Origin of the sequence: Pseudonocardia sp. P1 (assembly GCF_000178675.2) — a bacterium.
Classification (GTDB): domain Bacteria; phylum Actinomycetota; class Actinomycetes; order Mycobacteriales; family Pseudonocardiaceae; genus Pseudonocardia.
Window position 1 is genome coordinate 2,960,701 of sequence record NZ_ADUJ02000001.1, and the last position, 15,444, is coordinate 2,976,144.

At 74.9% G+C, this 15,444-nt stretch carries 17 protein-coding genes; 8 read left to right on the top strand and 9 right to left on the bottom strand.

The features are described from left to right. Positions 1-15 precede the first annotated feature (15 nt). Positions 16-672 (top strand): SAF domain-containing protein, encoded by a 657-nt coding sequence (locus PP1_RS13310; protein ID WP_060574027.1) that lies wholly within the window; start codon positions 16-18, stop codon positions 670-672. 16 nt (positions 673-688) lie between these two features. Here the strand turns inward: PP1_RS13310 and PP1_RS13315 are convergent, their stop codons facing one another. Beyond that, entirely contained in the window at positions 689-856 is a 168-nt protein-coding gene (locus PP1_RS13315) for a hypothetical protein (protein ID WP_162832149.1), read from the bottom strand. A 161-nt stretch (positions 857-1,017) separates the two neighbouring features. Between PP1_RS13315 and PP1_RS13320 the strand changes: the two genes are divergently transcribed. Next, positions 1,018-1,434: an antitoxin gene (locus tag PP1_RS13320; RefSeq protein WP_010237742.1), complete on the top strand. Its 417-nt coding sequence runs from the start codon at positions 1,018-1,020 to the stop codon at positions 1,432-1,434. Between the two features lie 65 nt (positions 1,435-1,499). On the opposite strand, the gene PP1_RS13325 is transcribed toward PP1_RS13320, so the two are convergent. The 6 genes from PP1_RS13325 to PP1_RS13350 form a co-directional block, all read right to left on the bottom strand. Continuing rightward, positions 1,500-1,991: a MogA/MoaB family molybdenum cofactor biosynthesis protein gene (locus PP1_RS13325; RefSeq protein ID WP_010237740.1), complete on the bottom strand. Its 492-nt coding sequence runs from the start codon at positions 1,989-1,991 to the stop codon at positions 1,500-1,502. 235 nt (positions 1,992-2,226) lie between these two features. Next, entirely contained in the window at positions 2,227-3,876 is a 1,650-nt protein-coding gene (locus PP1_RS13330) for a trypsin-like peptidase domain-containing protein (RefSeq protein ID WP_139323759.1), read from the bottom strand. 58 nt (positions 3,877-3,934) lie between these two features. Then, positions 3,935-5,419, bottom strand: a complete 1,485-nt coding sequence (locus PP1_RS13335) for a sensor histidine kinase (protein ID WP_010241002.1) — start codon at positions 5,417-5,419, stop codon at positions 3,935-3,937. Then, on the bottom strand, positions 5,416-6,114 hold the full coding sequence (locus tag PP1_RS13340; protein ID WP_010241001.1) for a response regulator transcription factor: 699 nt from the start codon (positions 6,112-6,114) through the stop codon (positions 5,416-5,418). Before PP1_RS13340 ends, PP1_RS13335 begins: the two co-directional genes overlap by 4 nt. A gap of 79 nt (positions 6,115-6,193) precedes the next feature. Then, the gene (locus PP1_RS13345) at positions 6,194-7,042 is read right to left on the bottom strand and encodes an NAD(P)-binding domain-containing protein (protein WP_010241000.1); all 849 of its coding nucleotides are present in this window, start codon (positions 7,040-7,042) and stop codon (positions 6,194-6,196) included. 14 nt (positions 7,043-7,056) lie between these two features. Next, positions 7,057-7,284, bottom strand: coding sequence for a hypothetical protein (locus PP1_RS13350; protein WP_010240997.1), 228 nt, complete (start codon positions 7,282-7,284; stop codon positions 7,057-7,059). 88 nt (positions 7,285-7,372) lie between these two features. On the opposite strand from PP1_RS13350, the gene PP1_RS13355 reads away from it, so the two are divergent. Both PP1_RS13355 and PP1_RS13360 read left to right on the top strand, forming a co-directional pair. After that, positions 7,373-8,077, top strand: a complete 705-nt coding sequence (locus tag PP1_RS13355) for a mycothiol-dependent nitroreductase Rv2466c family protein (RefSeq protein WP_033200476.1) — start codon at positions 7,373-7,375, stop codon at positions 8,075-8,077. 24 nt (positions 8,078-8,101) lie between these two features. Then, on the top strand, positions 8,102-8,788 hold the full coding sequence (locus PP1_RS13360) for an SGNH/GDSL hydrolase family protein (RefSeq protein WP_010240993.1): 687 nt from the start codon (positions 8,102-8,104) through the stop codon (positions 8,786-8,788). Here PP1_RS13360 and PP1_RS13365 read toward each other — a convergent pair. Continuing rightward, complete coding sequence (locus PP1_RS13365) at positions 8,785-9,981, bottom strand: MFS transporter (protein WP_010240991.1); 1,197 nt, start codon at positions 9,979-9,981, stop codon at positions 8,785-8,787. The genes PP1_RS13360 and PP1_RS13365 overlap by 4 nt on opposite strands. A gap of 158 nt (positions 9,982-10,139) precedes the next feature. Between PP1_RS13365 and ppk2 the strand changes: the two genes are divergently transcribed. After that, a complete protein-coding gene (gene ppk2 / locus PP1_RS13370) occupies positions 10,140-10,940 on the top strand; it encodes a polyphosphate kinase 2 (RefSeq protein WP_010240989.1) in 801 nt (266 codons plus the stop codon). Positions 10,941-11,087: 147 nt separating this feature from the next. Continuing rightward, positions 11,088-12,191, top strand: a complete 1,104-nt coding sequence (locus PP1_RS13375) for an SDR family oxidoreductase (protein ID WP_075313950.1) — start codon at positions 11,088-11,090, stop codon at positions 12,189-12,191. A gap of 1 nt (position 12,192) precedes the next feature. Here the strand turns inward: PP1_RS13375 and PP1_RS13380 are convergent, their stop codons facing one another. Beyond that, positions 12,193-13,392 (bottom strand): FAD-dependent monooxygenase, encoded by a 1,200-nt coding sequence (locus tag PP1_RS13380; RefSeq protein WP_010240985.1) that lies wholly within the window; start codon positions 13,390-13,392, stop codon positions 12,193-12,195. A gap of 136 nt (positions 13,393-13,528) precedes the next feature. Between PP1_RS13380 and PP1_RS13385 the strand changes: the two genes are divergently transcribed. Continuing rightward, positions 13,529-14,233 carry an ABC transporter ATP-binding protein gene (locus PP1_RS13385; RefSeq protein WP_010240983.1) on the top strand — a complete coding sequence of 235 codons (705 nt, stop codon included), beginning with the start codon at positions 13,529-13,531 and terminating at the stop codon, positions 14,231-14,233. After that, positions 14,230-15,438, top strand: a complete 1,209-nt coding sequence (locus PP1_RS13390; RefSeq protein WP_010240981.1) for an ABC transporter permease — start codon at positions 14,230-14,232, stop codon at positions 15,436-15,438. Before PP1_RS13385 ends, PP1_RS13390 begins: the two co-directional genes overlap by 4 nt. Positions 15,439-15,444 lie beyond the last annotated feature (6 nt).

Here is a 15,444-nt window from a genome sequence, read left to right on the forward strand (position 1 = left end):
GGCGGAGGAGCGGGCATGGACGACGACGATCGGCGGCGGGTGCCGCGCCCCTGGGAGCGCCTGCTGCGCGCACCGGCCTGGTCCCGTGCCCTGCTGCTGCGGCGGGTCGCCGCCGCGCTGCTCGCGCTGGCCGCTCTCGTGGTGGCACTGCTCCCCGACGCTGCGGACGACCGCGCGGGCGTCCTCGTCGCGGCCCGTGATCTGGCCCCCGGGGTACCGCTGGAGCCGGCCGACCTGACCGTCACGGCGTGGCCGCCGGCCCTCGTGCCCGCCGGTGCGCTGCGCGCGGTCGCCGACGCGGGTGGCCGGGTCCCCGCCGGTCCGGTCCGGGCCGGTGAGCCCCTGACGGACCTGCGCCTGGTCGGGCCCGGACTCGCCGTGCGCGCCGGCGGCCCCGGCGCGTCGGCGGTCCCGCTGCGGCCCGCCGACCCGGCCGTCGCGGCGCTGCTCTCCCCCGGCTCCCGGGTCGACGTCGTCACGGACGGCCCCGAGGGACCACGGGTGCTCGCGGCCCGGGCCGTCGTGGTCGCGGTGCTGCCGCCGTCGCCGACGGGCGGGCCCGGTGCGCGCGCCGAGCCCGGCCCCCTGGTGCTCGTGGCGCTGCCGGAGGGCGAGGCCACCGCGGTGGCCGCCGCGACCCTGGGCGGCGAGGTCACGGTGACGCTCCGGTGAGCGGCACCGGTGCGGGTCAGCCGCCGTGGTGCGGGGGCCGGTTCTCGGTGAACCACCGGTCCGGGTCGCGGTCGTCGCGCTCCTCGGCCGAGCCGCCGTCGGAGCGCTCGTCGGCGGTGGTGGCGTGGTCGTCGCCGAAGATCTCCTCGATCCGCCGGCGCAGCCGGTCCGCGGGCTCGGTCATGCCCCCATGGTGGCACCGCACGGAGGTGTCGATCGCGTTGCACCGTGCCGCGCCGGGCTCGCCGGGCACCACCGGATCGCCGTGCGGTGCCACCATGGACCCAGCCGTACGCATCACGTCCACGGGTGTCGTGGGCGCCGACAGCAGGAGGGGGACCGGTCATGGGGTTCCTGGACAAGGCCCGCGAGGCCGCCGAGAACGCGCTGGAGAAGGCCGCACCGCACCTGGAGAAGGCCAAGGAGAAGGCCGGCCCGCACCTGGAGAAGGCGAAGGAGAAGGCCGGGCCGCTCGTCGAGAAGGCCGCGGAGCGGGTCGACCACGCCACCGGCGGCAAGTACAGCGGCCAGATCGACGGGGTGAAGGGCAAGGTCGAGGGGGCGCTCGGTCACACCGGCGAGACCCCGCCGGGTGCGGGGACCCGGTCGGACTCCGTGCCGCCGGTTCCGCCGGCGCCGCCCGGGGGCGACGCGCTGAAGCCGGACGGCAACCCGGCCGCGTCGCAGCCGCCGGCGACCCCGCCCCCGTCGTCGACCGACGACGGGAAGGGCGGCGTGCCGCCGGTGCCGCCGGCGAACTGAGCCACGACGACGGACGGGCCCCGGCGGAGTCGCTCCGCCGGGGCCCGTCCGTGTTCGGGGGGAGATCAGGCCAGCGGCCCGGACAGCTCCGAGATGACGTGCGGGACGAGCGGGGTCAGCGTGGCCATGCCGTCACGGACGGCGGCCCGCGACGCGGCGAGGTTGACGACCAGCGTGCTGCCGGAGACCCCGACGACCCCGCGGGACACACCGGCGTCGACCGCACCGGCCGCGAGCCCGGAGGCGCGGACGGCCTCGGCGATGCCCGGCACCGGACGGTCCAGGACCCCGGTCGTCGCGTCGGGGGTGACGTCGCGCGGCGAGACCCCGGTCCCGCCCACGGTGACGACGAGGTCGACCCCGCCGATCACGGCGGTGTTCAGCGCGCTGCGGATGGCGACGACGTCGCCGGGCGCGGTGACCACACCGTCGACGAGGAAGTTCGCCTCCTCCAGCAGTTCGGTGACCAGCGGACCGGTCTCGTCCGAGCGTTCACCGCCACTGACCCGGTCGTCGACGATCACCACGAGGGCACGGCCGATCTGCGGACCCGGCATCTCCATGGTCGTCACCCTATCGCCGGGCCGGCGGTGCCCACGGGGAGGCCGCACCGGTGCGGGGAGGGGGAACCCGCGCCGGCACGGCGCTCCGGTCGCATCCGGTGGGGCACCACCGAATACGCAGACAGCCCATCATGCGGATGTTTCACAGGTCAACGAGATGCGAGCGGCTCCACCCGGCCGGACCCGTCCGTGTGGACGTTGCGTATTCACGTGCGGATGCATGCGCACCTCACTGCTCCCCGAGTGTCACCTGAACGGTCCGGTCCTGCAGTTGCAGCTCGACGACGCTGCCCGGCGGCTGGGAACGGACGGCCGCCTGGAGATCGGTGCCCGTGGAGATCCGCTGGTCACCGAGCCGCTGCACCACGTCGTTCGGCCGCAGCCCGGCCTGCTCCGCCGCGCCACCGGGTGTGACGGTCCGGACGATCGCCCCGCCGAGCTGTGGGTCGTCGGCGACCTCGACGCCGAGCACGGCGTGCGTGGCCGGGCCGCCGGTCCGGAGCTGGTCGGCGATCCGGCGGGCCTGGTTCACCGGGATCGAGAACCCGACGCCGATCGACCCGCCGCCGGGGCCGGCCGTCGCGATCGCCGAGTTGATCCCGACGACCCGGCCCTCCATGTCGACGAGCGGTCCGCCGGAGTTGCCCGGGTTGATCGCGGCGTCGGTCTGGATCGCGTTCAGCACGGTCGAGGCACCACCCGCCTCACCGCCGACGCTCACGGCCCGGTCGAGCGCGGACACGATGCCCGTGGTCACCGACCCGCCGAGCCCGAGCGGGGAGCCGAACGCGGTGACCTGCTGCCCGACCCGGACGCCGTCGGAGTTCGCCAGCTCGACCGGGGTGAGGCCGGCGAGCTGCACCCGGACCAGCGCCACGTCGGACTGCGGGTCCTGGCCGACGATCGAGCCCACCGCGACCCGGCCGTCCTGCAGCACCGCTCGCAGCGTCCCGCCGGAGCCTGCCGGTTCCACCACGTGGTTGTTGGTGAGGATCAGGCCGTCCTCGCTGATCACCATGCCGGAGCCCTCGCCGCGGCTGCCGGTGTTGCCGGCACCACCCTCGACCCGCAGCTGCACCACGCTCGGCAGCACGCGCGCGGCGACCGACTCGACGGGGGTGACGGGCAGGTCGGACTCGGCCTCGGGGACCGGGGAGTCGAGGACACCCCCGCCGGAGGCCGACGAGCGGGCGATGTCGGTGCCGATCGCGCCGCCGATGGCGCCGGCGACCAGGGCCAGCACCAGCCCGCCGACGATCATCGCGACGGTCCGGCGCGGCCGGCGCGGCGGCGGGGCGTCCACCCCGGGGCCACCGGACGGGGCGTCGCCGGGCACCGGCTGCGCCCCGTAGGCCCAGGGCGGCAGCTGCTCGGTGACGGGCCGGGCCGGGTCCGGCGCTCCCGTCCCCTCCGCCGCCGGGTCCGGCGCTCCCGTCCCGTGCGCCGGGGCCCCCGGGTCGGTGCCGCCGGAGCGGGACCACGGGCTGGCCGGGGGGACCTCCCACCGGTCGGTCGGCGGGTCCTGGGTGGAGACGGCGTCGGCGTCCGGCCCCGCGTCCGGGTCCGGTCGGTCGGCAGGGTTGGAGGCGGGGGTGGAGGCCGTGACGACCCCGTCCGATCCGGCGTCCCCGGTGCCGGTGTCCCCGGAACCGGTGCCCACCGTGTCCGCGGTGTCCGGACCGCGGTCCGCCGCCGATCCGTCGTCCCCCGCCCGGAGGTCCGCCGGGGTCCCGGCCGCGGCCGTCCCGGAGTCCACGCGCCCGGTCTCCCGCTCGCCGGCACCGGACCTCTCCGGGTACGCGGCTCCCGCCGAGCCGGGACCGCCGGTGGTCGGCACGTCGGCGCCGGTCCCCTCGTCGGGCGGGTTGTCCTGGGCCATGCGTCCACCGTCCGTCACATCGCGTGCACGGCCCGCCGTCCCGGACCGTCCCCCCAGGCTATGGGCTGCCGGCCCCGTCCACGTGCCGGCCCGGCAGCGCCATCGACAGCAGGGCCCCTCCCTCGGGGGCCCGGCCCGCGCGGACCTCGCCGCCGTGCCGGGCCGCGGCCTGCGCCACGATCGACAGGCCCAGCCCGGAGCCGGGCATCGTCCGGGAGAGGTCGGCCCGGTAGAAGCGGTCGAAGACGTGCGGGAGGTCCTCGGCGGCGATGCCGTCGCCCGCGTCGGCGACCTCGACGACCAGCCACTCCGGGGAGATGGGGACCATCGACAACCGCACCGTGCCGCCCGGCGGGCTCCATTTCACGGCGTTGTCGAGCAGGTTCAGCACGGCCCGTTCGAGGGCGTTCGCGTCGCCGTCGAGGGTCCAGCGGGTGAGGTGGACGTCGAACTCGACCTCCCCGGCCCGGCGGCGGACCCGGGCGAGTGCGCGCTCGACGACCTCGCCCAGTTCGAGGGCCTCGGTGGCCATCGTGGGGGCGTCGTCGCGGGCCAGCTCGACGAGATCACCGACCAGGTGCGAGAGCTCCTCGACCTGGGCGCGGACGTCGCCGAGCAGCTCCACGCGGTCGTCGGCGGGGAGGTCCGGGGTGTCCGGCCGGTCGGCCGCGGCGAGCAGCTCCAGGTTGGTGCGCAGGGACGTCAGCGGTGTGCGCAGCTCATGTCCGGCGTCGGCCACCAGCCGTCGTTGCTGCTCGCGCGACGCGGCCAGCGCCCCGAGCATCGCGTTGAAGCTGATCGTCAGGCGAGCCAGCTCGTCGGACCCGGACACCGGGATCGGCCGCAGGTCCCCGGTGTTCGCGACCCGCTCGGTCGCCGCGGTCAGCCGCTGCACGGGCCGCAGCCCCGTCCGGGCGACGGCCACACCGGCCAGCGCGGCCAGCACGACCCCGCCCAGGCCGACCAGCGGCAGCGCGGTGCCGAGCCGGGACACCACCCGGGTCATCGTGTCCAGCTGCTGGGCGATGACGAGTGCACGCCCCTCCCCCGCCGGTACCGCGACGACTCGGTACGGGACGCCCTCGAGCGACGCCGTCCGGCCTGGCTGGATCTTCTCCTCGCCCTGGGCGACCGCGAGCTCCGGGCCGTCGACCGGCGGCATCGAGGTCGGGTCGGCGGAGGTGTAGACGCCCGAGGCGTAGACGAGCGCGATGTGCAGGTCCGCCGCGCCCAGCACGGCGGGTGGCAGCGCCGCGAGCAGCTGCGGGTTGATCAGGTCGCTCTCGGCGGCGGCCTGCGCGCGCAGCTGCAATGTCTCGTCCAGCGAGCTGGTGAGGTTCTGCCGGACCACGAGGAACGCGGCGGCCGACACGATCAGCACCATCGCCGCCGCGACGAGCGCGGCGAGCACGCCGATCCGGGCGCGCAGGGTGAACCGCTCCCGGTCCGGGGCGCGGTACCCGTACACCCGCCGCCACCAGCGCTCGCCCCGTTCCTCGGTCTCGCCGAGCCGGGTCGGGCCGGAGTGGGGCGGGCCGGTCACGGCGGCGACTCCCGCAGCACGTACCCGACGCCGCGCACGGTGTGGATCAGTCGCGGCTCGCCGTCGGCCTCGGTCTTGCGGCGCAGGTACCCGACGTAGACCTCGAGCGCGTTGCCGCTGGTCGGGAAGTCGTAGCCCCACACCTGCTCGAGGATCTGCCCGCGGGTCAGCACCCGGCGGGGGTGCGCGAGCAGCAGCTCCAGCAGGGAGAACTCGGTGCGCGTGAGGCTGATCGACCGTCCGCCGCGCGACACCTCGCGGGTGTCGGGGTCCAGCGACAGGTCGGCGAACGTCAGCGCGGCACTGGGCGGGTCGGCGCCGTCGTCGGTGTCGGGGACCCGCCTGCGCAGCAGCGCCCGGAGCCGGGCCAGCAGCTCCTCCAGCGCGAACGGCTTCGGCAGGTAGTCGTCGGCGCCCGCGTCGAGACCGGCGACCCGGTCCGACACCGCGTCCCGCGCCGTCAGCACCAGGATCGGCAGGTCGTCGCCGGCGCTGCGCAGCCGGCGGCACACCTCGAGGCCGTCGACCCGCGGCATCATCACGTCGAGGACGAGCGCGTCCGGCCGGTCGGTGAGCATCCTGTCCAGCGCGGCCTGGCCGTCCTCGGCGAGATCGACCTGGTAGCCGTTGAAGGCCAGGGAGCGGCGCAGCGAGTCACGGACCGCCTTGTCGTCGTCGACGACCAGAATGCGCATGGCGCCAGTCTCGCCCAGACGTCTGAGAGGCTGCTGAGCGGCGCTCGGGTAGCGACCGTCACCACCGGGTGGGAGCAGGTCAGGACGCCTTGTAGGCCGCGGCCATGTCGTCGCCGCCGTGCCCGCGCCCGGACGCCCGCCGCAGCCGCTCCCGCACCGCCTCCGCGACGTCGAGCCGCACCCCGGCGCCCTCCGCGGCCTCGACGATCAGGCCGGCGTCCTTCGCCGCGTTGTCGACGGTGAAGTTCGGCGTCCAGTCGTCGGCGACGATCGCGGCGGCCTTGTTCTGCAGGTAGGGCAGGTCGAGCGGGCCACCGGCGACCGAGTCGAGGAACGCCTGCGGGTCCACGCCCAGCCCCTGGGCGAGCGCCACGGACTCCCCGGTGGCGGCGGTGATCGCGAGGACCCAGCTGTTCGCGACGAGCTTCAGCCGGCTCGCGGCTGCGGTGGCGTTCGTGTCGGCGACCCACACGGTCTGCCTCCCGACGGCGTCGAGCACCGGGTCGACGGTCGCCCGCACCGACGGATCGCCCGCCACGAAGATCACGAGCTGGCCGGACTCGGCGGGCGCCCGGGTCCCGAGCACGGGGGCGTCGAGCAGCACCAGGCCGTGCCGCTCCGCGATCGGGCGGAGCCCGTCGAACGGCTCGACGCCGACCGTGGTGGTCTGCAGCCAGACCTGCCCCTCGGTGAGCCCGCCGGCGGCCCGCTCCATGACGGCGGTGACGTCGCCGGCGTCGCCCAGCATCGTCACGACCACGTCGGCGCCGCGGACGGCGTCGGCCGGGTCCTCGCACAGGGTCGCGCCGGCGTCGGCCAGCGGCTGCGCCTTCGACGACGTCCGGTTCCAGACCCGCAGCTCCAGACCCGCGGCCAGGACGTTGTGCCCCATCCCGGCGCCCATGATCCCGGTTCCCAGCAGTGCCACGCTCGTCATGGACCTCACCGTAGGACGACGTCGCCGGGTGCGCCGAAGTCCGCCCGGTGCCGGGGGTCGTGCGAGACCCGGATCTCGGCGGAGTGCTCGCGGGCGAGCAGGACGAGCGTGCCGTCACCGAAGACGTCGTGGTCGCCGTCGGCGAACCGCCGGTCGGCGGTGCGGACCGGGGCGATGTCGGCGTCGCGCCGGATGCCGTGTTCGTCCGGTCCCAGGAGCGGCTCCCGGTCCATCGTGAGCCGGGCCCGTCGAGCGCCCGGAGCCGCATCCGAGGTCGTTCGTCCGGTGAGGAGGCCACGCCGGGCGGGTACCCCGCGGGTGATGAGCGACGAACTCGAGTTCTTCTTCGACCCGATCTGCCCGTTCTGCTGGGTCACCTCCCGCTGGGTGGTGGAGGTGGGCCGGCAGCGCGAGCTGGCCGTGACCTGGCGCCCGCTGCCGCTGGTGATGCTGAACGAGGGCATCTCCTACGAGGAGCGCCGGAAGGTGTCCGAGTCCTACCCGGACTCGCACCGGCGCGGGCTGGAGATGCTGCGGGTGGTCCGGGCCGCGTCGGACAGGTACGGCCCCGAGGTCGTCGGCGACCTCTACACCGGGTTCGGCGAGCTGGTCTGGGACTCCCCCGCCCCCGACGGCGACGGCTTCGACCCCGTGATGCAGGTGATGGCGCAGGAGCGGGACCTGCGCCCGGTGCTGGAGGGGCTCGGCCTCGACCCCGCCCTGGCCGACGCCGCGCACGACATCGCGTTCGACGACGACCTGCGGGCGAACGTCGAGGAGGCCCGTTCGCGCTGCGGCGACGACGTCGGCACGCCGATCCTGTCGTTCTCCCCGCCGGACGGGCCCGCCCTCTTCGGCCCGGTGATCGACACGGTGCCGTTCGGCGAGGACGCGCTGCGCCTGTGGGACGCGACGTACACCCTCGCGACCTGGCCCGGGTTCGCCGAGCTCAAGCGCAGCCTGCGCTCGTTCCCCGACACCCCGCTCACCGCCCGGATCGCGGGCGACGGGACGACGGTGCGCTGAACCGTCTCTGCTTGACTGGCTGGCGTGACCGACACGGGTGATCCCGGCTTCTCCAACCGGACCGGCCGCCCGCCCGGGCGCCTGATCACCCTCGCGTCGCGGTTCGTCCCGGCGATCCGCCGCGTCCAGGAGCAGATCGGGCCGTTCGCTACCTATTGGGGGGAACGCAACCGCGCCGAGCTCGCCCGGACCGGGCCGCTGTGCGTGGTGCTGGGCGACTCGATGGCCCAGGGCCTCGGTGCGACGAGCCCGGAGGGCGGCTGGGCCGGCCGCCTGGAACCGGAGCTCCCGGGGTGGCGGCTGGTGAACCTGTCGCAGCACGGCGCCCGGGTCGACGACGTGCTCCACCAGCAGCTGCCCGCGGCGCTGCGGCTGCGGCCGGACCTGCTGATCTGCCTGATCGGCTCGAACGACCTGATGCAGCCGAAACACCAGGACGGCGTCGGCGACCGCTACGCCGTCCTGCTCGACCGGCTGCCGCGCGGGACGGTGATCGGCAACCAGCCGGGCACGTTCGCGGCCGCGTTGCAGGTCAACGGCCTGATCGACGACGCCGTGCGGCGCCGCGGGCTCGTGCTCGCGGAGCTGCGCGATCCCCGGACCCGGCACTGGCGCGGCAAGCTCGCGTCCGACCGGTTCCACCCCAACGACCGCGGTTACGCCGCGATCGCCGAGGTGTTCACCGAGGCCCTGCGCCGGGCCGGGTACTAGCTGCCGACCTGCGCGGGCTCGCGGCGCGCGTCGGCCTTCGCGGTGCGGCCGGCGACGATCGCGACGCCCAGCCCGACGACGGCCAGCCCGGCCGCGACGACGTTCGGCGAGGCGAACCCGAAGCCCGCGGCGATCACCGCGCCGCCGAGGGCGGCGCCGAGCGCGTTGGCGACGTTGAACGCGGCCTGGTTCGCCCCGGACGCGAGGTTCGGCGCGTCCCCCGCCGCGGTGATGATCCGCAGCTGGACCGGCGGGACGATCGCGAACGTCGTCACCGCGAGGGTGAACAGCGCGATCATCGCGGTCGCCTGGTTCTGCAGGGCAGGGACGAACAGCAGCGAGACGACCGCGGTCGCGGTGAGCGCGCCGTAGATCGTCGGCATGGTCGCGATGTCGGCGAGCCGGGCGCCGACGATGTTCCCGACGGTCATGCCGATGCCGAACAGCGCCAGCAGCAGCGTGACCTCGGTCGGGGTGAAGCCGGCGATCTCGGTGAGCATCGGGGTGATGTAGCTGTAGGTCGAGAACAGCGCGGCACCGCCGACGGTCCCGATCAGCAGCGCCATCCACACCGGACGGCGGCCGAGCGCGCGGAGCTCCTGGCCGAGGCGGACCGGGGTGGCGCTGCGGACGTCCGGCACGCACAGCACGATCGCGGCGGCGGCGAGCGCGGCGATCAGCCCGACGACGGCGAACACCCATCGCCAGCCGGCCTGCTGGCCGACGAGCGTCCCGACCGGGACGCCGGCGACGTTGGCCAGGGTGAGCCCGGCGAACATCATCGCCATCGCGCGGGCCCGGCGGTCCTTGGTGACCAGGCTCCCGGCGACGACCGCACCGATGCCGAAGAACGCGCCGTGCGGCAGGCCGGCGAGGAACCGCGCGCCGAGCACGAGGCCGTAGCCCGGTACGAGGGCGGAGAGCAGGTTGAACCCGGCGTAGCCGCCCATCAGCGCGATGAGCACGGCCTTGCGCGGGAACCGGTTCGCCGCCGCGATCAGCAGCGGCGCACCGACGACGACGCCGAGCGCGTAGGCGGAGATCAGGCGGCCGGCGTCGGGGATGTCGACGCCGAGGCCCCCGGCGACGTCGGGCAGCAGGCCCATGATCACGAATTCGCCGGTACCGATGGCGAAGGCGCCGACGGCCAGCGCGGCGAGCGCGAGCGAGGGGCGCGTGGTGACGGCACGCATCAGCGGACCCTTCCTGGGACGTGTGGTGGGTGAGCCGACGTGGCTCGGAGATGACGGGCGGCGGCCTCGACGCGAATATCCACGCTAGACGAGGAAACTCGCGGATTGCCAGCCGGAACCGTGTCCACTCCGTCACGTCGATCTGGTTGGGTGGTCCGATGGCGACCGGAAAGCTGCCCCGCAAGGTCTACGACGCCGAACTGCTCCGTCTGCAGGGCGAGCTGCTGAGGATGCAGGAGTGGGTGCGGGCGAGCGGCGCACGCGTCGTCGTCGTGTTCGAGGGCCGTGACGCCGCGGGCAAGGGTGGCGCGATCCAGCGGGTCAGCCAGTACCTCAATCCCCGGTTCTGCCGGATCGTCGCGCTGCCCGCGCCGACCGAGCGGCAGACGACGCAGTGGTACTTCCAGCGCTACGTCGAGCACCTGCCGGCGGCCGGGGAGATCGTGCTGCTGGACCGGTCCTGGTACAACCGCGCCGGCGTCGAGCGGGTCATGGGGTTCTGCTCGGAGGCCGAGTACCGGCGGTTCCTGCGCCAGGCCCCGGTGTTCGAGCAGCTGCTCGTCGACGACGGCATCCACCTGCTCAAGTACTGGTTCTCGGTGAGTGCCGACGAGCAGGCCCGCCGGTTCGCCGAGCGGCTGGACAACCCGCTCAAGCAGTGGAAGCTGTCCCCGATGGACCTCGAGTCGATGACCCGGTGGGACGACTACTCGAAGGCCCGCGACGACATGCTGGTGCACACCGACACCGACCACGCCCCGTGGTGGATCGTCGAGGCCGAGCAGAAGCGCAACGCGCGGATCAACATGATCCACCACCTGCTGTCGGCGATCCCGTGGGAGCCGGTGGAGCGCCGGGTGCTGACGCTGCCGGAGCGGGCCCCGTCGTCGGGCTACGAGCGGCCCTCGCGCGAGGTCCAGCGCGACGTCCCCGACCACGCCGCGACGCTCGCCGGGTAGCACCGCCCGGACGGGTGGCGTCCCGCACACCACGCCGTCCGGTACCGGCGGTACCGGATACCGTCGCCCGCGACACGGGCCCGCGCCCCGGCCGGGCCGATCGACGACGGGCGCGGCACCCCGGCCGCGCGGAGAGGTGGCGCGGCCGTGAGCGTCGTCCTGTTCACCGGATTCCCCGGCTTCCTCGGATCGGCCCTGCTGCCGCGCACGCTGCGCCGCGCCCCCGGCGCCCGCGCGGTGGCCCTGGTGCAGGCGAAGTTCGCCGGGCAGGCCCGGGCCACGCTGGACCGGATCGAGCACGAGGACCCGGAGATCGCGGGCCGCACCGATCTCGTCGTCGGCGACATCACCGCGCCCGGCCTCGGCCTGTCCGGCGAGGACCGGGCCCGGCTGCTCGCCGCGCCGCTGGAGATCTTCCACCTGGCCGCGGTCTACGACCTGTCGGTGCCTGCGGACGTCGCCTGGCGGGTCAACGTCGAGGGCACCCGCCACGTCGTCGAGCTCGCCGTGGCGGCCGCCGGCGGCGCCGGCCTGACCCGGCTCCAGTACGTCTCCACCTGCTACGTCTCCGGCCGCTACGACGGCATCTTCTCCGAGACCGACCTCGAGCTCGGCCAGGCGTTCGCGAACCACTACGACCACACCAAGCACGAGGCGGAACGGGTCGTCGCGAAGGCCCGCGACGCGGGACTGCCGGTGACGGTCTACCGGCCCTCGATCGTCGTCGGGGACGCGGTCCGGGGCGCGACGCAGAAGTTCGACGGGCCCTACTACCTGCTGCAGCTGCTGGCCCGGCAGGGCCGCACCGCGTTCGTGCCGCTGCCCCGGCAGGCGGCGCGCACGCAGTTCAACCTGGTGCCGTCCGACTACGTCGTCGACGCGATCGCCGCCCTCGCCGGGCACGACGGCGCGGCCGGCCGGACGTTCGCGCTCGCCCAGCCGGACCCGCCGACGGTGACCCGGATGTGCGAGACCTTCGCCGAGCGGCTCGGCACGCGCCTGCGGGTGGTCCCGATGCCGACCGGTGCGGCCGCGTTCTCGATCGACCACGTGCCCGGTGTCGGACGCCTGTTCAAGGTCCCGTCCAGCACGCTCGACTACCTCACGCACCCCTCGCGCTACGACACCGCGGCGACGACGGCGACCCTCGCCGGGCTGGGCGTGCACTGCCCGGCGTTCGACGAGCATGTCGGCCCGATGGTGCGGTTCTACCGGGAGAACCCGCAGGTCGGCACCGCGGCGATGGTCTGACTCAGGCGGCGAGCGGCCCGCCCGGCACCGGGTAGGCGGGGAGCGTGATCGCCTCGGCGGGCGGCCGGACCAGGCCGGAGAGCGCCCCGAACGCCGGTGACGCGGCGAGCCGGGTCGCGGCCCGGAACGCGGCGAGCCCGGCCGCGGTGCGCGGGTGGGCGAGCCGCGGCGTGCCGGGCGGCAGCTTCTGTGCCCGCGTCACCAGCGGCCGGAGTACCTGCTCGTAGCGGGCGAGGGCGGCCAGGGGGTCGTCGTCCGACGCGAGCTCGCCCGCCAGGACGTAGGCGCCGGCGAGGGCCAGCGTCGCCCCCATCCCGCTGATCGGGGACGACGCGTACGCGGCGTCGCCGAGCAGCGCGACCCGGCCGCTGCTCCAGGCGGGGAGCCGGGCCTGGCCGATCGCCTCGAAGTACAGCTCGGCGTCGTCGAGGTCGCGCAGGATCCGCGGGACCTCCCAGCCGGCGTCGGCGTAGGTCGCGCGCAGCACGGCGACGACGTCGTCGCGGCCGAGCCGGTCGAGCCCGCGCACGTCGGAGACGAAGCTGAGGAACACCCGGGTGGTGCCGGCGTCGTCGGGCCGCAGCGACGCCGTCCGGCCGCGGCCGCAGGGGTGCCAGCGCCAGCGCTCGTCGTCACCGGTGGTCCGCGGGATCGCGGCGTACGCGCAGTAGAGGCCGAGCTCGTGCACGGCGGCGCCGGGCACGACCAGCTCCCGGGTGCGCGAGCGCAGCCCCTCCGCGACGACGACGAGATCGAACCGGCGCCGCGGCCCGCGCTCGAACTCGACCTCGACGCCCTCGCCGGCGTCGTGCAGGGCGGTGATGCGGTCGCCGAACACGTACCGCGTCCCGGGCAGCGAGTCGTCGTGCAGGATCCTGGCGAGCCTGCCGCGCAGGATCTCCAGCTCGGCGGTGGCGCCGCCGGAGTCGTCGGTCCCGGCGTCGAACGACGCGAACGGCCGCCCGCGCCCGTCGACGAAGTCGGTGCCCGACTCGCCGGTCCCCGCCGCGCGCACGGCGTCCTCCAGCCCCATCCGGCGCAGCACCTCGCGGCCGACCCCGCGGACGTCGACGTTCTGTCCCTCCTCGCGCAGGCCGTCGGCCCGCTCGACGACGGTGACGTCCACTCCGGACGCCGTCAGCAGGGAGGCGAGCGCCGGGCCGGCGACGCTCGCTCCGGAGACCAGGACGTGCTGCACCATGCCCCGACGGTAGGCGCTCCACCGCCGCCCCGGACGGGTGGAATCCGTGCCCGTTCACGATGTCTTCCGATTTGTTCGTTACCTCCTACGCCGTAACCCGTTGGACCGTTCGAGCCATCCGGGGGACCAGGCGTAGATGATCGAACTCCGATCCGTGACGAAGACCTATCGAGCGGGTGCCGGCGACGTGCACGCACTCGCCGGCGTGGACCTGACGATCGACGAGGGCGAGCTCGTCGCGATCATGGGGCCGTCCGGGTCGGGCAAGTCGACGATGATGAACATCCTGGGGTGCCTGGACGTCCCCACCGACGGTCACTACCGCCTCGACGGCGAGGACGTCGTCGGGCTGCGGGAGAACCGGCTGGCCGACCTCCGCAACCGGCGGATCGGGTTCGTCTTCCAGTCCTTCAACCTCATCCCCCGGACCAGCGCGGCGCGCAACGTCGAGCTGCCCCTGGTCTACGCGGGCGCCGGGCGCCGGGCGCGCCGGGACCGGGCGCTCGCCGCGCTGTCCCGGGTGGGCCTCGGCGACCGCGGCGACAGCATGCCGAACGAGCTCTCCGGCGGGCAGCAGCAGCGGGTCGCGATCGCCCGCGCGCTGGTCACCGAGCCGTCGATGATCCTGGCCGACGAGCCGACCGGCAATCTCGACACCCGCTCCACCGTCGAGGTCATGGAGCTGCTGGTGGAGCTCAACGAGGCGGGCCGGACCGTCGTCCTGATCACGCACGAGGACGAGGTCGCCGAGTTCGCGCGACGGGTCGTACGGCTGCGCGACGGCCGGATCACCAACGACGTCCGGCAGGAACCGACCCGCACGACGGCCGGTCCGGCATGAACGTCGTCGAGGCGGCCCGGCTGGCGCTGCGCGGGCTGCGGGCCAACAAGCTGCGCTCCGCCCTGACCACGCTCGGCATCATCATCGGGGTCTCCGCGGTCATCGTGCTGGTCGCGCTCGGCAACGGGATCCAGCGCGGTTTCAGCGACTCGTTCGGGTCGCTGGCCACCCAGATCACGGTGAACACCGACCAGGACGGCGGGGGCACGCCGCGCGCCCTCACCGACGCCGACGTCGCCGCGCTCGACGACCGCACCGACGCCCCGGACGTCGCCTCGGCGACACCGGTCGCGGGCGGCCCGGTCGTCGTGCAGCGCGACGGCAGCGAGCGGTTCCGCGGCACGGCCACCGGCACCACCGCGGACTACCTCGACGTCACCGGCCGGGACCTCGTCGTCGGCCGGATGTTCGACGACGCCGAGGTCCGGTCCAAGGCCAAGGTCGCGGTGCTCGCCCCCGGGCCGGTGCAGGAGCTGTTCGGCGGGGACGCCGGGGCCGCGCTGGGCTCGGAGCTGCGGATCGGGCGGAGCTCGTTCCGGGTGATCGGCGTCGTGGAGGCCACCGGGGACGACCAGACGGTGATCATGCCGCTGGACACCGCCCGCGGGTTCGTCCTCGGCGGCGGCGAGGACATCGGCACCGTGCTGGTGCAGGCCACGTCCTCGGCCACCGTCCCGGCGGCGCTGGACCAGGTCACGGCGCTGCTCGACGACCGGCGCGACGTCCGCGACCCCACGGACCGCGACTACTCCGCCACCGCCCAGCAGAACCTCCTCGACCAGGTCAACCAGACGCTCGGCTTCCTCACGCTGTTCACCGTGGCCGTCGCCGCGATCTCGCTGATCGTCGGCGGGGTCGGCGTCGCGAACATCATGCTGGTCACGGTCACCGAACGGACCCGCGAGATCGGGATCCGCAAGGCCATCGGCGCGCCCCGGCGGGCCGTGCTGCAGCAGTTCCTGCTGGAGTCGACGATCCTCGCCGGGCTGGGCGGGCTCGCCGGCATCCTGCTCGGCGTCGGGCTGTCCACACTGGCCGCCGCCACCCTGCCGCAGGTGGTCCCCGACTTCCCGCCGCCCGTGGTGGACCCCGCCTCGGTCGTCGTCTCCTTCGTGATCAGCCTCCTCATCGGCCTCGTCGCCGGCGGGTACCCGGCCAACCGCGCCGCGCGGCTGCGCCCGATCGAGGCGCTCCGGTTCCAGTGACACCTC

What these genes read in the sequence shown, in the direction of transcription:
- PP1_RS13310 (WP_060574027.1), top strand. Translation starts at nt 16, where the DNA reads ATGGACGACGACGATCGGCGGCGGGTGCCGCGCCCCTGGGAGCGCCTG.
- PP1_RS13315 (WP_162832149.1), bottom strand. Translation starts at nt 856, where the DNA reads ATGACCGAGCCCGCGGACCGGCTGCGCCGGCGGATCGAGGAGATCTTC.
- PP1_RS13320 (WP_010237742.1), top strand. Translation starts at nt 1,018, where the DNA reads ATGGGGTTCCTGGACAAGGCCCGCGAGGCCGCCGAGAACGCGCTGGAG.
- PP1_RS13325 (WP_010237740.1), bottom strand. Translation starts at nt 1,991, where the DNA reads ATGCCGGGTCCGCAGATCGGCCGTGCCCTCGTGGTGATCGTCGACGAC.
- PP1_RS13330 (WP_139323759.1), bottom strand. Translation starts at nt 3,876, where the DNA reads ATGGCCCAGGACAACCCGCCCGACGAGGGGACCGGCGCCGACGTGCCG.
- PP1_RS13340 (WP_010241001.1), bottom strand. Translation starts at nt 6,114, where the DNA reads ATGCGCATTCTGGTCGTCGACGACGACAAGGCGGTCCGTGACTCGCTG.
- PP1_RS13350 (WP_010240997.1), bottom strand. Translation starts at nt 7,284, where the DNA reads ATGGACCGGGAGCCGCTCCTGGGACCGGACGAACACGGCATCCGGCGC.
- PP1_RS13355 (WP_033200476.1), top strand. Translation starts at nt 7,373, where the DNA reads ATGAGCGACGAACTCGAGTTCTTCTTCGACCCGATCTGCCCGTTCTGC.
- PP1_RS13365 (WP_010240991.1), bottom strand. Translation starts at nt 9,981, where the DNA reads ATGCGTGCCGTCACCACGCGCCCCTCGCTCGCGCTCGCCGCGCTGGCC.
- ppk2 (WP_010240989.1), top strand. Translation starts at nt 10,140, where the DNA reads ATGGCGACCGGAAAGCTGCCCCGCAAGGTCTACGACGCCGAACTGCTC.
- PP1_RS13380 (WP_010240985.1), bottom strand. Translation starts at nt 13,392, where the DNA reads ATGGTGCAGCACGTCCTGGTCTCCGGAGCGAGCGTCGCCGGCCCGGCG.
- PP1_RS13385 (WP_010240983.1), top strand. Translation starts at nt 13,529, where the DNA reads ATGATCGAACTCCGATCCGTGACGAAGACCTATCGAGCGGGTGCCGGC.
- PP1_RS13390 (WP_010240981.1), top strand. Translation starts at nt 14,230, where the DNA reads ATGAACGTCGTCGAGGCGGCCCGGCTGGCGCTGCGCGGGCTGCGGGCC.